Source organism: Streptomyces sp. NPDC001732 (genome assembly GCF_053596315.1).
On sequence record NZ_JBSFFY010000004.1, the window covers coordinates 169604 to 191059 of the forward strand.

General features: G+C 71.9%; 16 protein-coding genes and 1 tRNA gene. 5 read left to right on the forward strand and 12 right to left on the reverse strand.

From position 1 onward, the window contains the following. Window positions 1-9 precede the first annotated feature (9 nt). Complete coding sequence (locus ACWCXX_RS07290; protein WP_451125370.1) at window positions 10-1428, reverse strand: MFS transporter; 1419 nt, start codon at window positions 1426-1428, stop codon at window positions 10-12. 282 nt (window positions 1429-1710) lie between these two features. Between ACWCXX_RS07290 and ACWCXX_RS07295 the strand changes: the two genes are divergently transcribed. The 4 genes from ACWCXX_RS07295 (at window position 1711) to ACWCXX_RS07310 (ending at window position 4929) form a co-directional block, all read left to right on the forward strand. Then, window positions 1711-1782, forward strand: a tRNA-Cys gene (locus ACWCXX_RS07295). 306 nt (window positions 1783-2088) lie between these two features. Next, window positions 2089-2982, forward strand: coding sequence for a hypothetical protein (locus ACWCXX_RS07300; protein WP_451125220.1), 894 nt, complete (start codon window positions 2089-2091; stop codon window positions 2980-2982). Between the two features lie 57 nt (window positions 2983-3039). Next, window positions 3040-3570, forward strand: a complete 531-nt coding sequence (locus tag ACWCXX_RS07305; protein ID WP_451125222.1) for a carboxymuconolactone decarboxylase family protein — start codon at window positions 3040-3042, stop codon at window positions 3568-3570. 84 nt (window positions 3571-3654) lie between these two features. Beyond that, a complete protein-coding gene (locus tag ACWCXX_RS07310) occupies window positions 3655-4929 on the forward strand; it encodes an MFS transporter (RefSeq protein ID WP_451125224.1) in 1275 nt (424 codons plus the stop codon). Between the two features lie 463 nt (window positions 4930-5392). On the opposite strand, the gene ACWCXX_RS07315 is transcribed toward ACWCXX_RS07310, so the two are convergent. From ACWCXX_RS07315 to ACWCXX_RS07355, 9 genes are all read right to left on the reverse strand, one after another. Then, on the reverse strand, window positions 5393-7732 hold the full coding sequence (locus ACWCXX_RS07315; protein WP_451125226.1) for a xanthine dehydrogenase family protein molybdopterin-binding subunit: 2340 nt from the start codon (window positions 7730-7732) through the stop codon (window positions 5393-5395). After that, on the reverse strand, window positions 7729-10176 hold the full coding sequence (locus tag ACWCXX_RS07320) for a 2Fe-2S iron-sulfur cluster-binding protein (RefSeq protein ID WP_451125228.1): 2448 nt from the start codon (window positions 10174-10176) through the stop codon (window positions 7729-7731). The genes ACWCXX_RS07315 and ACWCXX_RS07320 overlap by 4 nt, the downstream gene beginning before the upstream one ends. Beyond that, the gene (locus ACWCXX_RS07325; protein WP_451125230.1) at window positions 10173-11069 is read right to left on the reverse strand and encodes an FAD binding domain-containing protein; all 897 of its coding nucleotides are present in this window, start codon (window positions 11067-11069) and stop codon (window positions 10173-10175) included. The genes ACWCXX_RS07320 and ACWCXX_RS07325 overlap by 4 nt, the downstream gene beginning before the upstream one ends. Window positions 11070-11404: 335 nt before the next feature. Next, window positions 11405-13039, reverse strand: a complete 1635-nt coding sequence (locus ACWCXX_RS07330) for a beta-N-acetylhexosaminidase (protein ID WP_451125232.1) — start codon at window positions 13037-13039, stop codon at window positions 11405-11407. A 4-nt stretch (window positions 13040-13043) separates the two neighbouring features. Continuing rightward, window positions 13044-13892, reverse strand: a complete 849-nt coding sequence (locus tag ACWCXX_RS07335) for a carbohydrate ABC transporter permease (protein WP_451125234.1) — start codon at window positions 13890-13892, stop codon at window positions 13044-13046. After that, on the reverse strand, window positions 13889-14863 hold the full coding sequence (locus ACWCXX_RS07340) for a carbohydrate ABC transporter permease (RefSeq protein ID WP_451125236.1): 975 nt from the start codon (window positions 14861-14863) through the stop codon (window positions 13889-13891). The genes ACWCXX_RS07335 and ACWCXX_RS07340 overlap by 4 nt, the downstream gene beginning before the upstream one ends. A 2-nt stretch (window positions 14864-14865) precedes the next feature. Further along, window positions 14866-16170, reverse strand: coding sequence for an extracellular solute-binding protein (locus tag ACWCXX_RS07345; RefSeq protein WP_451125238.1), 1305 nt, complete (start codon window positions 16168-16170; stop codon window positions 14866-14868). A gap of 248 nt (window positions 16171-16418) precedes the next feature. Then, window positions 16419-16706: a DUF3039 domain-containing protein gene (locus tag ACWCXX_RS07350; RefSeq protein WP_148838236.1), complete on the reverse strand. Its 288-nt coding sequence runs from the start codon at window positions 16704-16706 to the stop codon at window positions 16419-16421. A 30-nt stretch (window positions 16707-16736) separates the two neighbouring features. Further along, entirely contained in the window at window positions 16737-17297 is a 561-nt protein-coding gene (locus tag ACWCXX_RS07355) for a YqgE/AlgH family protein (protein ID WP_451125240.1), read from the reverse strand. 276 nt (window positions 17298-17573) lie between these two features. Here ACWCXX_RS07355 and murA point away from each other — a divergent pair, with 276 nt between their 5' ends. After that, window positions 17574-18917 (forward strand): UDP-N-acetylglucosamine 1-carboxyvinyltransferase, encoded by a 1344-nt coding sequence (murA, locus tag ACWCXX_RS07360; RefSeq protein WP_451125242.1) that lies wholly within the window; start codon window positions 17574-17576, stop codon window positions 18915-18917. A gap of 281 nt (window positions 18918-19198) precedes the next feature. Here the strand turns inward: murA and ACWCXX_RS07365 are convergent, their stop codons facing one another. Continuing rightward, entirely contained in the window at window positions 19199-19480 is a 282-nt protein-coding gene (locus tag ACWCXX_RS07365; RefSeq protein WP_017237029.1) for an HU family DNA-binding protein, read from the reverse strand. Between the two features lie 419 nt (window positions 19481-19899). Beyond that, on the reverse strand, window positions 19900-21333 hold the full coding sequence (locus tag ACWCXX_RS07370; protein ID WP_451125244.1) for a malic enzyme-like NAD(P)-binding protein: 1434 nt from the start codon (window positions 21331-21333) through the stop codon (window positions 19900-19902). Between the last annotated feature and the right edge of the window lie 123 nt (window positions 21334-21456).

The following is a 21456-nucleotide window of genomic DNA, read 5'->3' on the forward strand; positions in this document are numbered from 1 at the left end:
TGGTACCAGCTACCGCGCCCGCACCCGGGCCGCCACCCACGCCCCGACCAGCGCCACCCCCGCCATCGGCAGGAAGACCACCGCGAACGCCGCCGGGTGGGACCCCGAGGCCCCCGCCTCCACCACCTCGCGCACGGCCCCCACCGCGCCGCCGCCGAGCGCCGCGAAGGCCGCTCCGCCCGCGGCGAGCAGCAGCACGTTCGACAGCCCGTCGGAGATCTGGAGGGCGGCCGAGTTCGCCCCCGCCTCCTCCGGCGCCGACAGCTTCAGCAGCAGCACGCTCGTCGAGGCGATCACCATGCCCATGCCGAAGCACCCGAAGGCCCAGCCCACGGCCACGGTCCAGACCGGCACCCAGCCGATCAGCACGGACGGCGCGGCCGCTATCGCCGCGGCGACCAGCACCATGCCGCCCACCATCAGACGTTCCCGGTACGGCTCCAGGCGCGGCCGGGACTGCACGTACGAACCCAGCGCCCAGGTCACGCCCCCGGCCGCGAGCGAGAAACCGGCCATCGTCGGGCTGAGCCCGCGCTGGGTCACCAGCATCAGCGGCACGAACGACTCGGCGGCGATGAACGACCCGGCCGCCACCCCGCGCAGCAGCACCACCGAGGGCAGCCCGCGCGCCGCCCGGATCGTCCCGGTGGGCAGCAGTCCGCGCACCGCGGGCACGAGCAGCACGAAGCCGGCGGCGGCCGGCAGCAGCGCGAACCAGTTCCGCTCCTGCCCGGCGTACTGGAGCAGCGCCGCACCCAGCGAGATCCCGAGCGCGAGCAGGATGCGCCGCCGGTCGTACGGCTCGACGGGGGCCGCGGGATCGGCCGGCCCGGACGCCCGCCGCCGGATCGCGGGCAGGGCGAGGGCCAGCGGGAACACCACGAGGGCGGGGATGCCGACGAAGACCCAGCGCCACCCCAGGTGCTCGGTCACGGTCCCGGCGGCGAGCGGCCCGACGACCGACGGGATCACCCAGCTCGCGGCGAAGGCGGCCAGGATCGACGGCTGCAGCCGCTCCGGGTACGCCCGGCTGATCACCACGTACAGCGCCACGATCACCAGCCCGCCGCCGAGCCCCTGGACGGCCCGGCCCGCGACGAACACCCACATGCTCCCGGCGGTCCCGCAGAGCAGCAGACCCGCCGCGAACGCGCTCATCCCGGCGGCGAGCGGCCCCAGCGGACCGCGCCGGTCCGCCCACTGCCCGGAGAGCACCATGGCGAAGAGGCTGGTCGTGAAGTACGCCGAGAACGCGTACGCGTACAACGGAATGCCGTGCAGCTCCCGGGCGGCGACCGGCATCGCAGTGCCCACGGCGGTCGCCTCGAAGGCGATCAGGAACACGACGGAGACGATGCCGACACTGAGCGCCCGATAGGTGCGCCCGAGCACTCCCCCGGCCCCGGCGGACGGGGCGGCCTTCGTCATGTCGACCCCGGTATCGGTACGGGTACCGGGGGCCGTCGCCGTGTCCGTGTCGGTACCGGCGTCGTTACCGGCGTCTCGGGGATCCAGGGCACTCATGAGCCCAAGAGTAAGGGGCAAGACTTCAGGTGAACCCTGTCGTGGGGCGGTCCCTCGCTCCACCCTTGGTCGTAGGACCACCCGGCCGGTCGTGAACGCCGCATGGCAGTCGTGTTGCGCCCCGCCCCCTTCCCTTGAGCCGCGCGGACGCCGGGCCCTACGGTCGAGACGCAACCAGGAACACACGGCCGTGTGCCCGAGTGGTTGAGGGGCTCGACTGCAACTCGAGTTACACCGGTTCGAATCCGGTCACGGCCTCCGCGCACGGGGTCCGGGATCTCTTGATCCCGGACCCCGTGCCCTTTTCCCACCGGCGCCGCTCGGGCACGTACTCACGGGGCCCGGCCCCCTCCGATTCGCCCCTCCCCTTCACACCGCTCCCGCCCTCACCGTCTTGCGTGACGGGTCGGCAGGCGGGCGACCCCCTCGGCGGACCCGCCTCGGCAGACCCCTTCGCGAAATTTCGACCACCAGGACTCCCGGAATACCCCTGGGGGGTATACGGTTGTGCTCAACGTCCTGAACGAACGGCGCCGGAAGGCGCATCACACCAGGGGAGATGTCATGAGGAACCACTCCGACCACGACCGGACCAACCACGGTGCCCACGGCGGTCACGGCGGTCACGGCGCTCATGGCAGCCACGGTGCTCACGGGGGCCACGCCGGTCACGGCGGCGCCCAGCCCGGTGGGCTGTCGGTCTCCGAGAACGGGTACACCCTCGAACTCGACTCGACGATCCTCACCGCCGGTGTGCAGCCGATCAGCTTCCGGGTGACCGGCCCCGACGGGCAGCCGGTGACCGAGTTCGTGTCCGAGCACGAGAAGGAACTGCACTTCATCGCCGTCCGGCGCGACACGGCCGGGTTCCAGCACGTGCACCCCGTGATGGACGAGAAGGGCACCTGGAGCGTCGAACTGGCCCTGGAGCCGGGGGACTGGAGGTTCTTCGCCGACGTCCACCCGGTCGGCCACGACGGGACCATGACGCTGGGGATCGACGTCGCGGTCGCCGGGTCGTACGAACCGCGCCCGCTCCCCGGGGCCACGGGGATCGCGCAGATCGGCGAGTACACCGTCTCGCTCGACGGCGAGCTCCTGCCCGGCGCGGCGAGCGAACTGACCCTCACCGTCAGCCGGAACAACCGTCCCGTCACCGACCTTCAGCCCTACCTGGCCGCGTACGGGCACCTGGTGGCACTGCGGGTCGGCGACCTGGGCTACCTCCACGTCCACCCGGAGGGCGGGCCCCGTGACGGCACCACCGCACCGGGACCCGAGATCTCCTTCATGGCGGTCGCGCCCTCGGCCGGCACCTACCGCCTGTACCTGGACTTCCAGCACGACGACGCCGTCCGGACGGCCGAGTTCACGGTGCGGACCACCGCGACCGCTGCCCGCCCGGACGCCTCGCCCGAGCACACGAGCCACCACCACGGCCACCATGCGCACCACTGACCGCGCGGGCGAACGCCCCTGCAAACACACGCCCCTGCATCGGAAGGAAGGAGCGTCATGCCCCGCCTGACCCGACTCACGCCCGACACGGCGGTCGGCGCCTCGCGCGACCTCCTCGCCGACCTGGTCTCACGCCATGGCCAGATCGGTGACATGGTCTCCACGATGGCGCACTCGCCGGCCGTGCTGGGCGGCTACCTCCAGCTCAGCCGGGCCATGGGGCGAGCCAAACTCGACCGCAGGATCAGCGAACGGATCTCGATCGCCGTCCAGGCCCTGCAGGGCTGCGGGCTGTGTCTCGACGCGCACGTCGGTGCCGCCCGCGCCCTGGGAGTGGACGAGGAGGAGATCGAGCGGGCCCACGCGGGCACCTCGGCCGATCCCGCGATCGCGGCGATCATCGCCCTCGCCCTCCGGATCCACCGCGAGCCGACGTCGATCACCGACGAACAGGTCACCGCGCTGCGCGAGCACGGCTACAGCGATCGTGCGATCGCCGATGTCGTCGGCGTCGTCGCACTCAACGTCCTCACCGGCGCCTTCAATCTGCTCGCGGGCCTCACACCCGGGAGCGACACCGGTGCATAGCAAGAACACCCCCGCCTGTACTCGCGGGGCTCGGTCTCCGCCCCGGGGCCGTGCCCCGCCGCCTGGACACGGAAGGAACCCGCCATGCGTCTGTTCGCCATCCGCGACTACCGCCATCTGTTCGGCGCCCAGGTCATCGCCCTGTTCGGTACCGGGCTGACCACCGTGGCCCTCGGGCTGCTCGCCTACGACTTCGCCGGCCCGCGTGCGGGCACGGTCCTCGGCACCGCCCTGACCATCAAGATGGTCATGTACGTACTCATGGCCCCGCTGGCTGCCGCGTACGTCGACCGGCTCCCCCGAAGAACCCTCCTGGTCCTCCTCGACGTGGTCCGCGGTGCGGTGGTCCTGGCGCTGCCGCTGGTCACCGAGGTCTGGCACGTCTACGTCCTGATCGGCCTGCTCCAGGCCGCCTCCGCGGCATTCACCCCGACGTTCCAGGCCGTCATCCCCGACGTCGTCACCGCCGAGTCCGACTACACGCGCGCCCTGTCCGCCTCCCAGGTCGCCTCCACCATGGAGAGCCTGCTCAGCCCCGTGCTGGCGGCCGTCGCCCTGACGTTCATGAGCTTCGACCGACTGTTCCTGGGCACCTCCGCCGGATTCCTCGTCTCCGCCCTGCTCATCCTGTCGACACGCATTCCCGACGCCCGTCCCAGCACCCACACCAAGGCGTGGGACAAGGCGGCAGCGGGGATCAGGACCTTCCTCAGGACACCGCGGCTGCGCGGCATCATGGCGCTCAACCTCGTGGTCGCGGCGGCCGGGTCGATCGTCGTCGTCAACACCGTCAACTACGTCCGTGACGAACTCGGCGGCTCGCAGTCGGACGTCGCCTGGATGCTCGCCGCCTCCGGCACCGGAACCCTCCTGGCCGCCCTCGTACTGCCCCGTGTGCTCGACCGGGTCCCGGCCCGCACCGTCATGACGACCGGCGCCGGAGTCCTCGTCGGCGGCACGGCCGCCGCGGTGACGCTCATCGCGGCCGGCCTCACCACCTGGACCGGTACGGCGATCGTCTGGACCATGATCGGCATCGGCATGGCGCTGATCATCACCCCGACCGGCAAGGTCCTGCGCGCCTCCGTCGGACGGAACTCGATCCCCGAGGCGTTCGCGGCCCAGTTCTCCCTGTCGCACCTGGCCTGGCTGGTCACCTACCCCATCGCGGGGTGGCTCGGCACGACCGCCGGCTTCGCCCTCGCCTGGTCCGTCCTCGCGGTCCTCGCCGGGGCGGGAGCGATCGGTGCCCTCCTCCTGTGGCCGCGCCACGACGGCCGAGGAACCGTGGTCAGCCTCGCGACACCCGCCCGGCACGCTCCCGGCAAGGACCGGTCCACCCTGTCCAAGGCCGCGTGAAACACCACGCGAGACCCCACGCACAGCACGCACCGGCCAGACCCACCGAGAAGGCCGTGGCCGCCGTGTACACCCCGGCACCATCTCGGCCCGGATGAGAACGACAGCGGCTCCCGGCCCGCCTTCTTCTCCACCTTCACCACGCACCGACACCACCGCACCATCGCCCGCCTTTCTCTGTTGGGCCTGGTAGATGCGCTCGAAGTCGGGGATGTCATCGGCTTCGGAGACACCACGCATCATGCGGATCAGGCTGCTGCGGCCGTTCTGGATCTGCGATTCGTCGCCCTGGCCGATCTCCCCCCGTGCGCTGCGCGACACGTGAACGTCAGCAGCGTTCGATCGACCGGTCAACCCGAAACGGTGATCGAAGGGGGGCAGTTCCAGGGGACGGGGCCGCAGCGGAGTCGATGGTGCGATCCGGGTTGCACCCGCGCCCCGGATCGCACCGTCCGTGCAGGGCTCAGGAGTTGGGGACCGCCACCGCTGCCTGGGGGCGGATCGGGAGGCGGTTGATCGGGCGGCCGGTTGCCGCGCGTACGGCTGCCGCCACGGCTGCCGGGGAGGTCACCACGGGTACCGCCGAGGCGGGCTTGGCGCCGAAGGGGGCGACCACGTCCCGTTCCTCGACGAGCTGGACGATGCGGATGTCCGGGGCGTCCAGGGCGGTCGGCAGTGTGTAGCCGGTGAGGTCGGGGTGGCGGATCAGGCCGCGTGCGCTGCGGAGGTTCTCGGTGAGGGCCGCGCCGATGCCCTGGGTGACGCCGGCCTCGATGCGGATCGCCAGCTGGGCCGGGTTGAGGACCCGGCCGACGTCCTGGGCGAGTGCCATCTCCACGACCCGCACGGAGCCGATCTCGATGTCGACGTCCACCACCGCGCGGATCGCGCAGAAGGCGAGGCCGACGAAGGCGTCGCCCTGGCCGGACTCGTCGAGGGGCTCGGTGGGGTGCGGGCGGCACTGGGCGGTGGCCCAGAGCTCCTTGCCGTCCATGGCTTCCGTGACCGTCGTGGAGAGCACCCCGTCGTACGAGGTGATCTTGCCGTCGGCGATCTGCAGCAGCTCCGTGGACATGCCGAACTTGTGGGCCAGGGGCTGGAGGAGCTGGGTGCGGACCATCTTCGCGGCCCGTTCCACCGCTCCGGCCGAGACCCAGGTGTGACGGCCGTGGGCCGCCGGGCCGGCCGGGGGCTGGTCGGTGTCGACGGAGGCCACGTGGACCTCTTCGATGCCCAGGGTCTCCTGGACGACCTGGCGGGCGAGGGTCGAGAAGCCCTGGCCCGTCTCGACCGCGGCGCAGATGACCGTGGCGACGCCGTCGTGGACCCTGACCGTGGCCGTGGAGACCTCGTCGGCGCCCTCCGCGCCGAGCATGTGGACCATGCCGAGCGCGTAGCCGACCCCTCGGCGCACCGCGCCCGGTTCGCCCGCGCCCTCCGGGCCGCCGGGGAGCAGCCAGTCGTCCTCGGGGGTGTCCTTGGGCAGCTCGGGCAGCGGGAAGTCCCGTACTGCGGTGAGGAGTTCGGAGACGGGCGCGGGGCAGGTCACCGTCTGGCCGGTGGGCAGGATGTCGCCGGTGGCCAGGGCGTTGCGCAGGCGCAGCTCGGCCGGGTCGATGCCGAGCTTGGCGGCCAGCTTGTCCATCTGGCCCTCGTACGCCGCGCAGACCTGCATCGCGCCCTCGCCGCGCACATGGCCCGACGGCGGGTTGTTCGTGCGGACCGCCCAGCCCTCGATGAAGGCGTGCGGGACGACGTAGGGGCCGCAGGCGAACGCGACCGCCGCGGCCAGCGACTCGGACGATGCCTCGGCGTACGCGCCCGCGTCGAGCAGGATCTGTGCCTCGACCTTCACCAGCCGGCCCTCGGCGTCCGCGTGGTGGCGGTAGCGCAGCAGCGTCGGGTGGCGGTGGGAGTGGCCGAGGAAGGACTCCTCGCGGGTGGCGGTCAGTTTGACGGGGCAGCCGGTGCGCAGCGCGAGCAGGCCGAGCGGGAGCTGGAAGCCGGGGTCCTCGCGGTCGCCGGTCGCGCCGGGCACTCCGGTGACGACGATCTTCACCCGTTCCGGTTCGAGGCCGAAACAAGCGGCGGCCAGGTCTCGGTCGGTGTGCGGGTCGGTGGAGGCGGTGTAGATCTCCACGCCGCCGTCGGGGCGGGGCACGGCGAGTCCGGCCTCGGCACCGATCGGGGCCGGGTCCTGGCGGCCGATGCGGTACAGGCCCTCGACGACGACCTCGCCGGTGGCCTCGGGGTCCCCGTAGCGCAGCGGGATGTGGCGGATCAGATTCCCGTCGGGGTGCAGCGGTTCGGCGGCGAAGGACTTCTCCGGATCGGTGACCGGTTCGAGGACCTCGTACTCGACGGCGATGGCTGCGGCGGCGAGCCGGGCCGTGTCGGGGTGGTCGGCGGCGACCGCGGCGATCGGCTCGCCGTGGTGGCGGACCAGGTCGGAGGCGAAGACCGGGCGGTCGACGATCCTGCGCCCGTACTCCCGCTCGCCGGGGATGTCCTCGTGCGTGACGACCGCCCGTACCCCCGGCATTGCGGCGGCGGCCGAGGTGTCGACGGACAGGATGCGGGCGTGCGGGTGCGGGGACCGCAGCACGGCCGCCCACAGCAGGCCCTCGGCCCAGAGGTCGGCGGCGTACGGGAAGGTGCCCTCGGTCTTGGCACGGGCGTCGGCGGACGGCAGGGAGACGCCCAGCCCGAGCACGGGCTGCTCGGCCTCGGGGCCCTCGAACGCCGGGGCGGTGATCCGGGTGCTGGTCGTGCTGTTGGCAGCGGTGGCCGCGTCGTTGCTCACGCCATGCCTCCGTCCTGCGAGTTCGGCTGGACGCCGCCGACGGCGCCCGGGGACACGTCCGGTGCGGGCCCGGCGGGGTGCGGGGAGTCGGCGTGGGGGCTCCACACCTCGTCGGCGCCGGGGGTCGCCTGGGACGGGACGCGGTTCGCGTCGGCCTCCGGGGAGGGGGAGTCCGGCGCGGCGGGATCGGCGGCCGCCTCGCGGCCCGCGATGACCTCGTTCACCGCGTCGAGGACGCCCCGGTAGCCGGAGCAGCGGCAGAGGTTGCCGCAGAGCGCCTTGCGCGTTTCGAGTTCGCTGGGGGCGTGGTTGCCCTCCAGCAGGTCGTGGACGGTCATCGCCATGCCGGGGATGCAGAAGCCGCACTGGACGGCCCCGCACTTGGCGAGGGCGCGCTGGACGTCGGACGGTTCGCCGTCCACGGCCAGGCCCTCGACCGTACGGACCTCGCTTCCGGCCGCGGTCGCCGCGGGGACCAGGCAGGAGGCGACGAGCCGGCCGTCCACCTGGACGTTGCACGCGCCGCACTCGCCCTGTGAGCAGCCGTCCTTGGCACCGGCGAGGCCGAGCCGCTCCCGGAGCACGTAGAGGAGCGATTCGCCGATCCAGGCGTCGGTGACGGGTCGGTCGGCGCCGTTCACGTGCAGGACGTACGAAACGGCGGGGCGCTCGTCGGGTACGCCGAAGGGCGGGGACTCGACGGGACCTGCGGAGTCGGCGGAGTCGGTGAGACTTGCGGGATCGGCAGGTTCGGCGAGTTCTGCGGGTCCGGTGAGATCTGTGGGGTCGGCGGGCTCGGCCTCGGTGGGGCCGGGCTCCCCCGGCTCCACGGACCCGACGGCCTCGGGTCCGGACTCCACCCCGGGCTCGGAACCGGACCCGGCGGGCCGGGCCTCGGGCTCGGGGTTCTCGGCCCCGGGCTCGGGGGACTGTGCCTCCGGGGCCGGTTCGGCCTCGGCCTCGGCCTCGGGTACGTCGTCGGCCGAAGGCGCGGTGGCGGGCGGGGCTTCGGAGAGGGCCTCGGACGGCTCGCCGGACACGGCCTTTGCCGGGTGCTCGGCCGGAGCGTCGTCCGGGGCGGCGGCGGGAGAGGTGTCGGAGGGCATCCCCTGCGCGGAGTCCGCACCCGCGGAATCCGTACTCGCGGAATCCGTATCCGTGCCTGCGGGGTCCGCACCCCGGGCGGGGGCCTCTTCGGCAGCGGGCGCGGAGTCGTCCGCCGCGTCCGCCGGTTCCGGCGTCGGCTCGGGAGAGGGGGCCGCCCCGGGGACCTGCGCCGCTTCCGGGAACGATGCCGCCCCGGAGTCCCGCAGGGCGTCCTCGTAGGTCATGGACGACGTCACCGGCTCCACCGGAGGCGTCACGGCGGGCGCGGCGGGAGGCGCCGCGGCGGGCGTCGGCGCGAATGCGGCGCCCGGCACGTGCTCCGGCTCGACGTCCGTGTCGGGCGCCGGTCCCGTCGCGGGCTCGGCTCCGGGTTCGGGCACGGGCGCGGGCTCCGCGACCGGCTGCTGCGTCGCCCACGGGGCGGGCGCGCCGCCCGGCAGCGTGGCCGGGGGGGTCCGGTCGCCGTACCACTGTGCGGCCAGGGCCGAGGCCGCGAACTCGCCGGACTCCTCCGGGAGATCGCCCTCGGCGACCGGAATCGTCCACTGCCCCGTGTGACCACTGTGGCCGGACTGACCGCTGTGGCCGGGCTGACCTCCGTGCTCCACGTGACCGAACTGGTCGTCGTGCCCGGTGTGACCGAACTGCTCACCGTGCCCGGCGTGGCCGTACTGGCCGCCGTGCTCCGTGTGACCGAACTGCTCACCGTGCCCAATGTGACCACTGTGCTCGCCGGGGCCGCCCTGCCCGCCGTGACCGCCCTGCCCGCCCTGCCCGCCGTGGCCCGTGTGGATGCCGTACTCGGCGGACTCGGCGAAGTTCCACTGGCCCGTCGCCGCAGAGGTCTCCGGGTACTGCTCGTGCGGCAGCCCGTCCTGCCCGGTGTGCTGTGGAACCTGCCCGGCGTGCGGGGCGGGCCCGGTCTCCGTGATCCGCGGGATCCGCTGGGTCTCCTGGTGCTGCGGGTACCCGTACCCGTACGGCGACTGCTGCTGGTTCGGGTCCGGCCAGTGCACCGTCCCGGGGGCCTGGTACTCCGGCTCCGCGCCGGGCTCCTGCCCGTCCGGCGTCCGCGCGACCCAGTTGCCCGTGGACGCCGGGTCGAACCCGGCCGCGGGCGTCAGCGGCAGGATCATCGGCGGCACGAAGCCCTGGCCCGGTGCGGCCAGCGGGACGTTCGCCAGGTCCTCCGGCGGCAGGTGGACGAAGGCGGTCGCGTCGGCGTCGTACTCGCCGCCCTGCGGCGTCGGCTGCCAGCCCCCGTACTGCAGTGATTCCTGCTGCCCGTGCTGATCCTGCCGGTCGTGCCGGTCGTTGTGGTCCTCGTTGTTGCTCACGACAGTGCCCTCCCCAGCGCGCGTCGGGCGAGCGCGGCGACGGTGCGCCGCAGGTGCAGTACGGCCGGGGGCAGTGGTGGTGCCTCTCCCCCGTCGGCGGGCGGTGCCTGGTCCGGGATGCAGGCCGCGGCGACGTACTCGCCGAAGGCGGCCAGCGCGTCGGGGGCCAGCCCCCGTTCCCCGTCCCAGTCGATCAGCGAGGCGATCCAGTGCTCGGCCTCCAGCGGCCGCAGCGGCATCGGCGCGATGGCGCCGACCGCGCAGCGCACCCCGCGCCGGGCGGGGTCGAGGACTATCGCGACGGACGCGGTGGCACGGCCGGGGCCGGTGCGGCCGGTGGCCTTCAGGAAGACCTGCGGGGCGTGCAGGAGCGGCACCCGGACGAAGCCGATCAGCTCGGCGGGTTCGAGCATGGCGCGGCCGGCCAGCAGGTGCGAGACCGGGATCTCGCGGCGGGCGCCGCCCGGACCCGCGACGACCAGATCGGCCTCCAGTGCGGCGAGCACCGGCAGGGTGTCACCGGTCGGGGCCGCGGTGGCGATGTTGCCGCCGAGCGTCCCGGCGTTGCGGATCTGGGGCGGGCCGGCGGCACGGGCCGACGCGGCCAGGGCCGGGATGAGGGCGGCGAAGTCGGGCCGCCCCATGCGCGCGTGGGTGAGTCCGGCGCCGAGCAGGGCGTGGCCGTCCTGGTAGTGCCAGCCGCGCAGCTCGCTGATCCGGCCGAGACCGACCAGCCCCGAGGGGCGCAGCAGCCCCTTGTTGACGGCCGCCATCAGGTCCGTGCCGCCCGCCACGGGAACGGCGGCGGGCATGGCGCCGAGCGCCGCCACGGCCTCGTCGAGCGAGGCCGGCAGCGTCACGGACTGCGTCGCCTGCGGTGCGTGCGTGGTCAACCCAGCTGCCCCTTCCCGGTGTCCGGCTGTCCGGCTGTTTCGCCGTACGGTACGTGCTCAAGGCCTGGACGTGGCAACTCTGGCACATCTTCGGATCGGACCGACGCGAGGGTCCGCGAAGGACATGTTCGTACCCGGTCACGGGAATACTCCCGTTTCGTACTGCTTCGGCGCGGAGTACGAATTGATGCTCTTCACCATGGCTTGTACTGGTTGTTCTGTTCCGGTTGTTCCCTGTGCACGGGGCGAGGCGCACAGGGCGAGTTCCGGACAAAAATCGACGGCCGGCACGCCCGTCGGGGGGCGTGCCGGCCGCGTGCCGGTTGCGATCGGGATCACACGTTCGGGGGTGGTCCCTCCAGCGGGCGTCCCAGGACGCCGGGGCGCTGCTGGCGGGGCAGCGGGCCGCCCGGCGGCCGGTAGTCGACGCCCAGGGCGTCGAGTCGGGCGTAGTGCGCGGTCATCCGGCGTTCGAAACCGGCGTAGTCCCGCTCGGCGGAGTGCGGCAGCGGCGACCAGGCGACCTCCGCGAACGCCGCCAGGCGCGGGAAGACCTGGTAGTCGACGCGGGCCCGGTTCTGCATCACCTCGGTCCACACGTTGGCCTGGGTGCCGAGGATGTGACGGGCCGCCTCCTCGGAGAGGCCCGGCGGTACGGGCTCGAAGCGGTAGACGTCCTCCAGGGTGCGGACGAAGCCGATGGGCATCGGTTCGTCGGGGCCGCCGTCCTGACGGTGGTCCAGGTAGACGTGCTGCTCCGGGCACATCACGACGTCGTGGCCGGCCTCGGCGGCGGTGATGCCGCCGCCGTAGCCCCGCCAGGAGGAGACCGCGGCGCCCGTCGGGAGGCCGCCTTCGAGGATCTCGTCCCAGCCGATGAGCCGGCGTCCGCGCGCGGTGAGCCAGCTGTCGAAGTGCCGGATGATCCAGGACTGCAGCTCGTCCTCGTTGGCCAGGCCGAGTTCCCCGATCCGGCTCTGGGCGGTCGCGGATTCCTTCCACTGCTCCTTGCGGCACTCGTCGCCGCCGATGTGGACGAACGGCGAGGTGGCGGCGGGGAAGAGGTCGAGCACCTCTTCGAGGACGCCCTCGAAGAAGCGCAGGGTGTGGTCGGTGGGGGCGAGTACGTTCGCGTTGATGCCCCAGGTGTCCCAGACGGTCAGGGCAGTGGTGTCGACGACGTCGGTGTTGCCCAGTTCGGGGTAGGCGGCGATGGCGGCCTGCGAGTGGCCGGGAATGTCGATCTCGGGGACGACCCGGATGTGCCGCTCGGCGGCGTACGCGACGATCTCCCGGATGTCGTCCTGCGTGTAGAAGCCCCCGTGCGGGGTCTCGTCCCACAGCTCCGACGCCCGGTGGCCGTGCTTCGTGCGGGACCGCCAGGAGCCGACCTCGGTGAGCCGGGGGTGGCGCTTGATCTCGATGCGCCAGCCCTGGTCGTCGGTCAGGTGGAAGTGGAAGACGTTCAGTTTGTGCGCGGCGAGGAGGTCGAGGTAGCGCAGCACGTCGTCCTTGGGCAGGAAGTGCCGTGCCACGTCGAGCATCATGCCGCGCCAGGAGAAGCGGGGCCGGTCCTCGATGTCCGCGAAGGGGACGGCGCGCCGTGCGCCGGGGCTGACGGGTGCGCGGCGGAAGGCTTCGGGGCCCAGGAGCTGACGGAGGGTCTGGGCGCCCCAGAAGACGCCCGCGGGTCCGCCTCCGGTGATCTCGACGCTCTCCCCGGTCCCGGTGGACAGCCGGTAGCCCTCGGCCTCCAGGGCCGGGTCGATGCGCAGCCGGACGGTGTTCGTGGCGTTCTCGCCGCCGGGGGCGAGCGGCAGGCCGAAGGCGGCGCCGAGGGTGGCGCGCAGCCAGCGTTCGGTGTTCTCCGTGCCGGGGGCCGCGGTGATGGTGGTGGACGGGTCGAACAGGAAACCGCACCGCCCGTCGTCACCGATGTGCACGGGGGCCGGGATCAGTTCCATGTCCATGGCGTCAGTCCTTTACCGCTCCGCCGAGTCCCGAGACCAGGCGGCGCTGTACGAGTACGAAGAAGACCAGCACGGGAACGGTCATCACCGTCGATGCGGCCATGATCCCTCCCCAGTCGTTCTCCTCGGGCTTGAAGAAGACCAGCAACGCCATCGGGAGCGTCGACTGCGAGGTGTCGCTGATGATGAACGACTTCGCGAACAGGAAGTCGTTCCAGGTGGAGATGAACGAGAAGACGCTGGTGGCCACGAGGCCGGGGAGGACCAGCGGGAAGAGGATCTGCCACAGGAAGCGGGTGCGGCTCGCGCCGTCGATGTACGCGGCCTCCTCCAGTGCCTCGGGCACGGCCCTGACGAAGCCGCGCAGCATCCAGATCGCGAACGGCAGCGAGAGGGCGAGGTGCGGCAGGATCAGCGAGCCGAGGGTGTTCAGCTGGCCGAGGTCCCGCATCAGGAAGAACAGCGGGATGGTCAGCGCCTCGACCGGCACCATCTGCGCGATCAGGAACATGATCAGCAGTGTGGTGCGGAAGCGGAACCTGAACCGGGTCACGGCCGTGGCCGCCAGGAAGGCGACCAGCGCGGAGGCGATGACGACGGTGCCGGCGACGATCAGGCTGTTGAGGAAGTAGCGGCCGAAGTCGTTCTGTTCGAAGACCCGGCGGAACGAGTCCAGGGACGGCGCCAGGGTCCAGGGGCGGGCCTCGGTGGACTGGATCTCGCCTGCCGGTTTGAAGGCGGAGAGCACCATCCAGTAGAGCGGGAAGGCGACCGCGGCGGCGATCAGCAGGGCCGCCGCCTCGGCGGCCGTTCGGCCGGGCCTGCGGAGCCGCGGCGCGTTCCGTGCGTTCACAGTTCCTCCCCCTGACGCCGCACCAGGCGCAGATGGACGAGCGTGACGGCCAGCAGGATCAGCAGCATCACGACGCCGATCGCCGAGCCCAGGCTGTACTGCGAGGACGCGAACGCCTTCTGGTAGGCGTAGACGTTGAGCACCAGGTTCTGTCCGGCGATGCCGCCGCCGTTCGTCATGACGTAGATCTGGGTGAAGACCTTGAAGTCCCAGATGATCGACTGGATGGTGACGACGACGAGGATCGGCCGCAGCATCGGGGCGGTGACCGACCGCCAGGTCCGCCACTGCGAGGCGCCGTCCAGCGCCGCCGCCTCCAGCACCTCGGCGGGGATCGCCCGGATGCCTGCGTACACGGTCACCATCACGAACGGGAACGAGCACCACAGGACTTCCAGGAGCACCAGGGCGAAGGCGCTGTAGCGCCCGTACGTCCAGGAGAGGTCGCCGAGTCCCAGGACCCGGTTGACCGGGCCGAAGTCGGGGTCGAAGAGGAAGACCCAGACGGTGGAGCCGGTGACGGCGGGGGTCGCCCACGCGCCGAGCGCGGCCAGCATCAGCGCGAGCCGCGGCACGGCCCGGACCCGGGTCAGCAGGACGGCGAGTGCGCAGCCGACCAGCAGGGTGGCCAGGACGCAGGCGGCGGCGAAGACCACGGTCGCCAGGAGCACCTGCCAGAACTGGCCGTCGCCGAAGAGGGTCGCGTAGTTCCCGAACCCCCGGAAGGTGGTCGGTTCGCCGCCGCTCACCTGGGCCTGGGTGTACTCCAGGAAGGAGATCAGGCCGAGTTGGTAGACCGGGTAGACGAGCAGCCCGCCGAGGAGGACGAGTGCGGGCAGGAGGTAGAGCCAGGGGGTCCGGCCGGGGCGGTTCGCGGACGGGGCGGGGCGGCGGCGCCGGGGCGGCCGGGGGGAGGTGCCGCCCGCCCCGACCGCGCCGGGCGTCTTGCGCGCCGTGCTGTTCGCGGTCATGGTCAGCCCGCGTCGGCGAACGCGGCGTCCATCTTCTTCGCCGCGTCGTCCGCGGCATCCGCCACGTCCTTGCGGCCGCTGACGACCTCCTGGAACATCGTCGGCAGGACCAGCGAGGCGTCGATCTGTCCCCAGCCCGGTGAGGCGGGGACGAATTTGGCGCCCGCGCCGAGCGTTTCGACGAACGGCTCGACGAACGGCTCCTTCTTCGCGGCGGCGGCCCGCACGTCCGTGTACGTCGGCAGGAAGCCCATCGCGTCGAACATCTTCGCCTGGGTCCGCTTGCCGGTCAGGGACTTCATCAGGTCCACGGCCAGGGTGCGGTGCGAACTGCTCTTCAGCACACCGATGTTGTTCCCGCCCGCGAACGCCGGGGCGACGGAGCCCTTCGCCACGCCGGGCAGCGGGACGACCGCGTACTTGCCCTTCACCGCGCCCGCCTCGACGGCCGCGTGGCTGAAGTCGCCGCCGATCGCCATGGCGGCCTTGCCGGAGGCGAAGGCGGTGACGGTCGCGTTGCCGCCCATGGACGCGCACTTGGCGGCCGGGCAGTTGTCGTCGCCGAAGAGCGAGGTGTACGCCTCGATGCCCTTGCGGGCCTTGTCGCCGTTGATGGCCGAGGTGTACGTGCCGCCCTTCTCCTCGGCGAGTTCGCCGCCGTGGGCCCAGATGAACGGCATCGCGCCGTAGGTGTACGCGCCGCCGACCGCCAGCCCGTACAGCTCCGGCTTCTTCTTGTGGATCCTCTTCGCGGTGGAGATCAGTTCGGCCTGCGACTTGGGGGCCCCGATGCCCAGTTCGTCGAAGACGTCGGTGCGGTAGTACAGCGCGCGGACGCCGACGAAGAGCGGCGCTCCGTAGACCTTGCCGTCGACCGTCACGGACTGCCGGGCGGTCGGGTCGGTGTCCTTCGCCTCGTCCCAGGCGGCGAACTCGGCGCTCACATCGGCGAGTCCGCCGTCCTTGACGTATCCGGCGGTGTCGGTGTTCCCGTACTCGATGAGGTCCGGGGCGCTTCCGGGGTCGTTGAACGCCGCCTTGATGCGCTGCGCGCGGGTGTCGACCGGTATGTACTCGACCTTCACCTCCGCGCCCTCGTGGGTCTTCTCGAACTCGGCGACCGCCGCGTCGACGACCTGTTCCTTGGGCTTGTTGCCGACCTCCTGGAACAGCCAGACCCGCAGGGTGCCGGTCTTCTCGTCCCCCTCGGCCCCGGTGTCGGAGGTCTGCGGCGCGCAGGCGGTGGCGGTGAGACCCGCCAGCACAAGCGCCGCCGCCGGAGCAGCAATTCGGGCAGAAAGCTTCATATCGGAACCCCTACCGATAGGCGTTGCAACATGCGCAACGCACGTTTCGTTCTGCACAACTTGCAGGAGAGTAGGGGGGCGTGCGGACGCCGACAAGTGGTCTCAACCACTCTGTGACCCGTGGAAGCAGCCCGTGCAACGCGAAAGGCCCCCCGGGGCGTGCGTCGACGCACGCCCCGGGGGGCCTCGAACGGTGGTGGGCGAACGGCCGGTGCCAGAAGGGGCACCGGGGCCGTCCGCCCTCCGGACTACTTCTTGTCCTTGCCGCCCTTGTCCTTGTCGCCGCCGGCGCCCATGGACTCGTAGATCTCCTTGCACATCGGACAGACCGGGTACTTCTTGGGGTCGCGCCCCGGCACCCAGACCTTGCCGCACAGTGCGACCACGGGGGTGCCCTCCAGGGCACTCGCCATGATCTTGTCCTTCTGGACGTAATGGGCGAAGCGCTCGTGGTCGCCGTCGCCGTTCGACACCTGCGGTGTCGGCTCCACGAGGGTGCCTGTTCCTGCCCCGCGCTCGGGCTCGAGAGTGCTCATAACCGCCAAGGGTACTGAAAGCCCGGAGCTTCAGTTGAGCGAAGGGTCGTCGGGGTACGTGGCGATCATCGCCAGTTCGCTGCGCTGGCGGCGCAGGACCGCGCGCCAGAGGTGTTCGGGGTGCGGGGACGAGACGTCACCGGGTTCGGACTCGACCACGTACCAGGCGCCCCCGGTCAGTTCCGTCTCCAGCTGTCCGGGGCCCCAGCCGGCGTACCCGGCGAAGATCCGCAGCGAGCCGAGCGCCGCGGCCAGCAGCTCCGGGGGTGCCTCCAGGTCCACCAGGCCGATCGCCCCGTACACCCGGCGCCAGCCGAGGGGGCCCTCGTCGCCCGGGATGACGGCCACGCCGAGCGCCGAGTCAAGGGAGACCGGGCCGCCCTGGAAGACGACGTCCGGCTCGCCCGCCAGAGCGGCCCAGGGGGTGAGGATGTCGCGGACCCCGACCGGGGTCGGACGGTTCAGGACCACACCGAGCGAGCCCTCCTCGTCGTGGTCGAGGAGCAGCACCACCGCACGGTCGAAATTCGGGTCCGCGAGCGCGGGTGTGGCCACGAGCAGTCGCCCTGTGAGCGAGGACACCTCGGTCATGGCAGAAATGATCCCGCATCTTCGCCTCCTGCGGGGGCCGAGTGGGCCACCCGACCCCCGAACGGGCCGCGGCGCAGCTCAGGGCGCGCGGGTGCACGGGGAGCGCGCATTCCGGAGAGCCATGCGGACGGTAACCCTCCGCAAGAGTCGGGGAGCAGAGCGTGTTGCGGCGGATTCATGACGTTCGTGCACCCCCGGCTCTCTTACGGGATGGGGGCGGTCGGCCATTACCCTTTCGTTTGGCCCCCTGCCCGACCACTCCGGAACGCGAGATTCATGACCGGCACAGACGATGTCCTGCTTGTCCACGGCGGAACCCCGCTGGAGGGCGAGATCCGCGTCAGAGGCGCCAAGAACCTGGTGCCGAAGGCGATGGTCGCCGCGCTGCTCGGCAGCGGTCCCAGCCGGCTGCGCAACGTGCCCGACATCCGCGACGTGCGGGTGGTGCGCGGGCTGTTGCAGCTGCACGGGGTGACGGTCCGGCCCGGGGACGAACCGGGTGAGCTGATCCTGGACCCGACCCACGTGGAGAGCGCCAACGTCGCCGACATCGACGCCCACGCGGGCTCCTCGCGCATCCCGATCCTCTTCTGCGGCCCGCTGCTGCACCGGCTGGGCCACGCGTTCATCCCGGGGCTCGGCGGCTGCGACATCGGCGGCCGGCCGATCGACTTCCACTTCGACGTGCTGCGGCAGTTCGGCGCGACCATCGAGAAGCGGGCGGACGGCCAGTACCTGGAGGCCCCGCAGCGGCTGCGCGGCACGAAGATCCGGCTGCCGTACCCGTCGGTGGGCTCCACCGAGCAGGTACTGCTGACGGCGGTGCTCGCCGAGGGCGTCACCGAGCTGTCCAACGCGGCCGTGGAGCCGGAGATCGAGGACCTCATCTGCGTTCTGCAGAAGATGGGCGCGATCATCTCCATGGACACCGACCGGACGATCCGGATCACGGGTGTCGACCGGCTGGACGGCTACACGCACCGGGCGATCCCGGACCGTCTGGAGGCGGCCTCCTGGGCGTCCGCGGCGCTGGCCACCGAGGGCAACATCTACGTACGGGGCGCGCAGCAGCGCTCGATGATGACCTTCCTGAACACCTTCCGCAGGGTCGGCGGCGCGTTCGAGATCGACGACGAGGGCATCCGCTTCTGGCACCCGGGCGGTGCGCTGAACGCCATCGCCCTGGAGACGGACGTGCACCCCGGCTTCCAGACCGACTGGCAGCAGCCGCTGGTCGTGGCGCTGACGCAGGCCTCGGGGCTGTCCATCGTCCACGAGACGGTGTACGAGTCCCGGCTCGGCTTCACCTCCGCGCTCAACCAGATGGGCGCGCACATCCAGCTCTACCGGGAGTGCCTGGGCGGCTCCGACTGCCGCTTCGGCCAGCGCAACTTCCTCCACTCCGCGGTCGTGTCCGGGCCGACCCGGCTCCAGGGCGCGGATCTGGTCATCCCCGACCTGCGCGGCGGCTTCTCGTACCTGATCGCGGCGCTGGCGGCGCAGGGCACCTCGCGGGTGCACGGCATCGACCTGATCAACCGCGGCTACGAGAACTTCATGGAGAAGCTGGAGAAGCTCGGCGCGAAGGTGGAGCTGCCGAGCAGCGCGCCGCTGGTCTGAGGCCGGGCGGCCAGGAGCTGCTGACGGGGGTTCGGGGCATCGCCCCGGGCCCCCGTCGCCGTTGTGCGCTCCCGTGCGCGGACGGGACCCGCTCCCGTGTGCGGGCGGGCCCGGAGCGGCCCGTCGGCCCGACAGCCGGGGCGTGAACGGGCGGAGTACGGCCGACGGCGGCCGGGACCGGGGCGAAGAGGCCCGCAGCGGGGCCTCTCGGGCCGGTACACCGAAGGGCGGTCACCCTGGATGGGTGACCGCCCTTCGTCGCGCCTGTGGGGCTGTGGGGCTTACTTGCCCTTGGCGGCTTCCTTGAGCTTGGAGCCCGCGGAGACCTTCACGCTGTAGCCGGCCGGGATGTTGATCGGGTCGCCGGTCTGCGGGTTACGAGCGGTGCGAGCGGCACGGTGGGTGCGCTCGAAGGTCAGGAAGCCGGGGATGGTGACCTTCTCGTCGCCCTTGGCGACGACCTCACCGACGGTCTCGGCGAGCGCGGCCAGCACGGCGTCGGCGTCCTTGCGAGTCACCTCGGCGCGGTCGGCCAGGGCGGCCACCAGCTCACTGCGGTTCATGTTGTTACTCCCGTGTTCTTCTTGCCTGTGAGGCGTGAGATCGAAGCCGATGCTGCCAGGGCCCTCGGACAGTCCCCGGACCCGGGTCTGTCGTCAGACCCTCGCGCCCGATTACGCATCCTGCCCCCACCTGCGGCGGTAACGCCAATCCGGCACCCTTCGGAGTCACACGAAAAGCGCCACCGCCTCGTCGTGGTGACGTTTTGTCGACTCCGCGGAAGCGGTCCGCAGCGGGTGCGGGGCTCGGTGGGACGCGCCGCCCGCCCACCCTAAAGGGGCGTTTGGGGCATCGCACCCCGCGACGCGCCGGGGCCGGACCCACGTACGGGCGCCGGGGGCGTGGTCCACGCCACAGAGCCCTCGGCGGGTGTTGTGACGTGGACCTCAGCCCGGGGGCCCGGTCGGGGCCCGCCCGGACCTCAGCCGAGGTTCCCCTGCACCGCCGCGGCGCCGGCCGCCTTCGCCGCGTCCCGGACCGCACCGGCGACCGCGCCCGCGACCCGGTCGTTGAAGACCGACGGGATGATGTAGTTCGCGTTCAGCTCGTCCTCGGCGACCACGTCGGCGAGCGCACCCGCGGCGGCGAGCATCATCTCCGTGTTGACGGTGCTGGACTGGGCGTCCAGCAGACCGCGGAAGACGCCCGGGAAGACCAGCACGTTGTTGATCTGGTTCGGGAAGTCGGAGCGCCCGGTGGCGACAACTGCCGCCGTCTGACGGGCGATTGCCGGGTCCACCTCGGGGTCCGGGTTCGCGAGCGCGAACACGATCGCACCCTCGGCCATGGCGGCGACGTCGACACCGTCCAGCACGTTGGGGGCGGAGACGCCGATGAAGACGTCGGCGCCGACGACGGCCTGCTTGAGGGTGCCGGTGACGGACTCCGGGTTGGTGTTGTCGGCGATCCAGCGCAGCGGCGAGTCGGCGGCGGCGGAGACCAGGTCCTCGCGGCCGGCGTGCACCACTCCGTGGATGTCGGCGACGACGGCGTGCTTGACGCCGGCCGCGAGGAGCAGCTTCAGGATGGCCGTACCGGCCGCCCCGGCACCGGACATGACGACCCGCACGTCACCGATGGACTTGCCGACCACGCGCAGGGCGTTGGTCAGCGCGGCCAGGACGACGATCGCGGTGCCGTGCTGGTCGTCGTGGAAGACGGGGATGTCCAGGGCCTCGCGCAGCCGCGCCTCGATCTCGAAGCAGCGGGGGGCGGAGATGTCCTCCAGGTTGATGCCCGCGAAGCCGGGGGCGATCGCCTTGACGATCTCGACGATGGCGTCGCTGTCCTGGGTGTCCAGGCAGATCGGCCAGGCGTCGATGCCCGCGAACCGCTTGAAGAGGGCGGCCTTGCCCTCCATCACGGGGAGGGCGGCCTTCGGGCCGATGTTGCCGAGACCCAGCACGGCGGAACCGTCCGTCACGACCGCGACGGAGTTGCGCTTGATGGTGAGGCGGCGGGCGTCCTCGGGGTTCTCGGCGATCGCCATGCACACCCGGGCCACGCCCGGGGTGTAGATCATCGAGAGGTCGTCACGGTTGCGGATGGGGTGCTTGGACGCCATCTCGATCTTGCCGCCGAGGTGCATCAGGAACGTACGGTCGGAGACCTTGCCCAGCACGACGCCCTCGATGCCGCGCAGCCCCTCGACGATCTCGTCGGCGTGCGAGGTGGAGGTGGCCGCGATGGTGACGTCGATACGCAGCTTCTCGTGGCCGGACGCGGTCACGTCGAGGCCGGTGACCGAACCGCCGGAGGACTCCACGGCCGTGGTGAGCTGGGAGACCGCGGTGCCGCTCGCGGGCACCTCCAGCCTGACCGTCATCGAGTACGAGACGCTGGGCGCCGTTGCCATGGCCGAGTCCTTCGCTTTCCTTAGCTTCATTGCCGTGCGACCGGGGCGCTCGCCTCGGACACGCTTTCCGATCGTCGCACCTACTAGCGGGTAGCCGTTAATGACTGCCACTGTTCGGAAAGT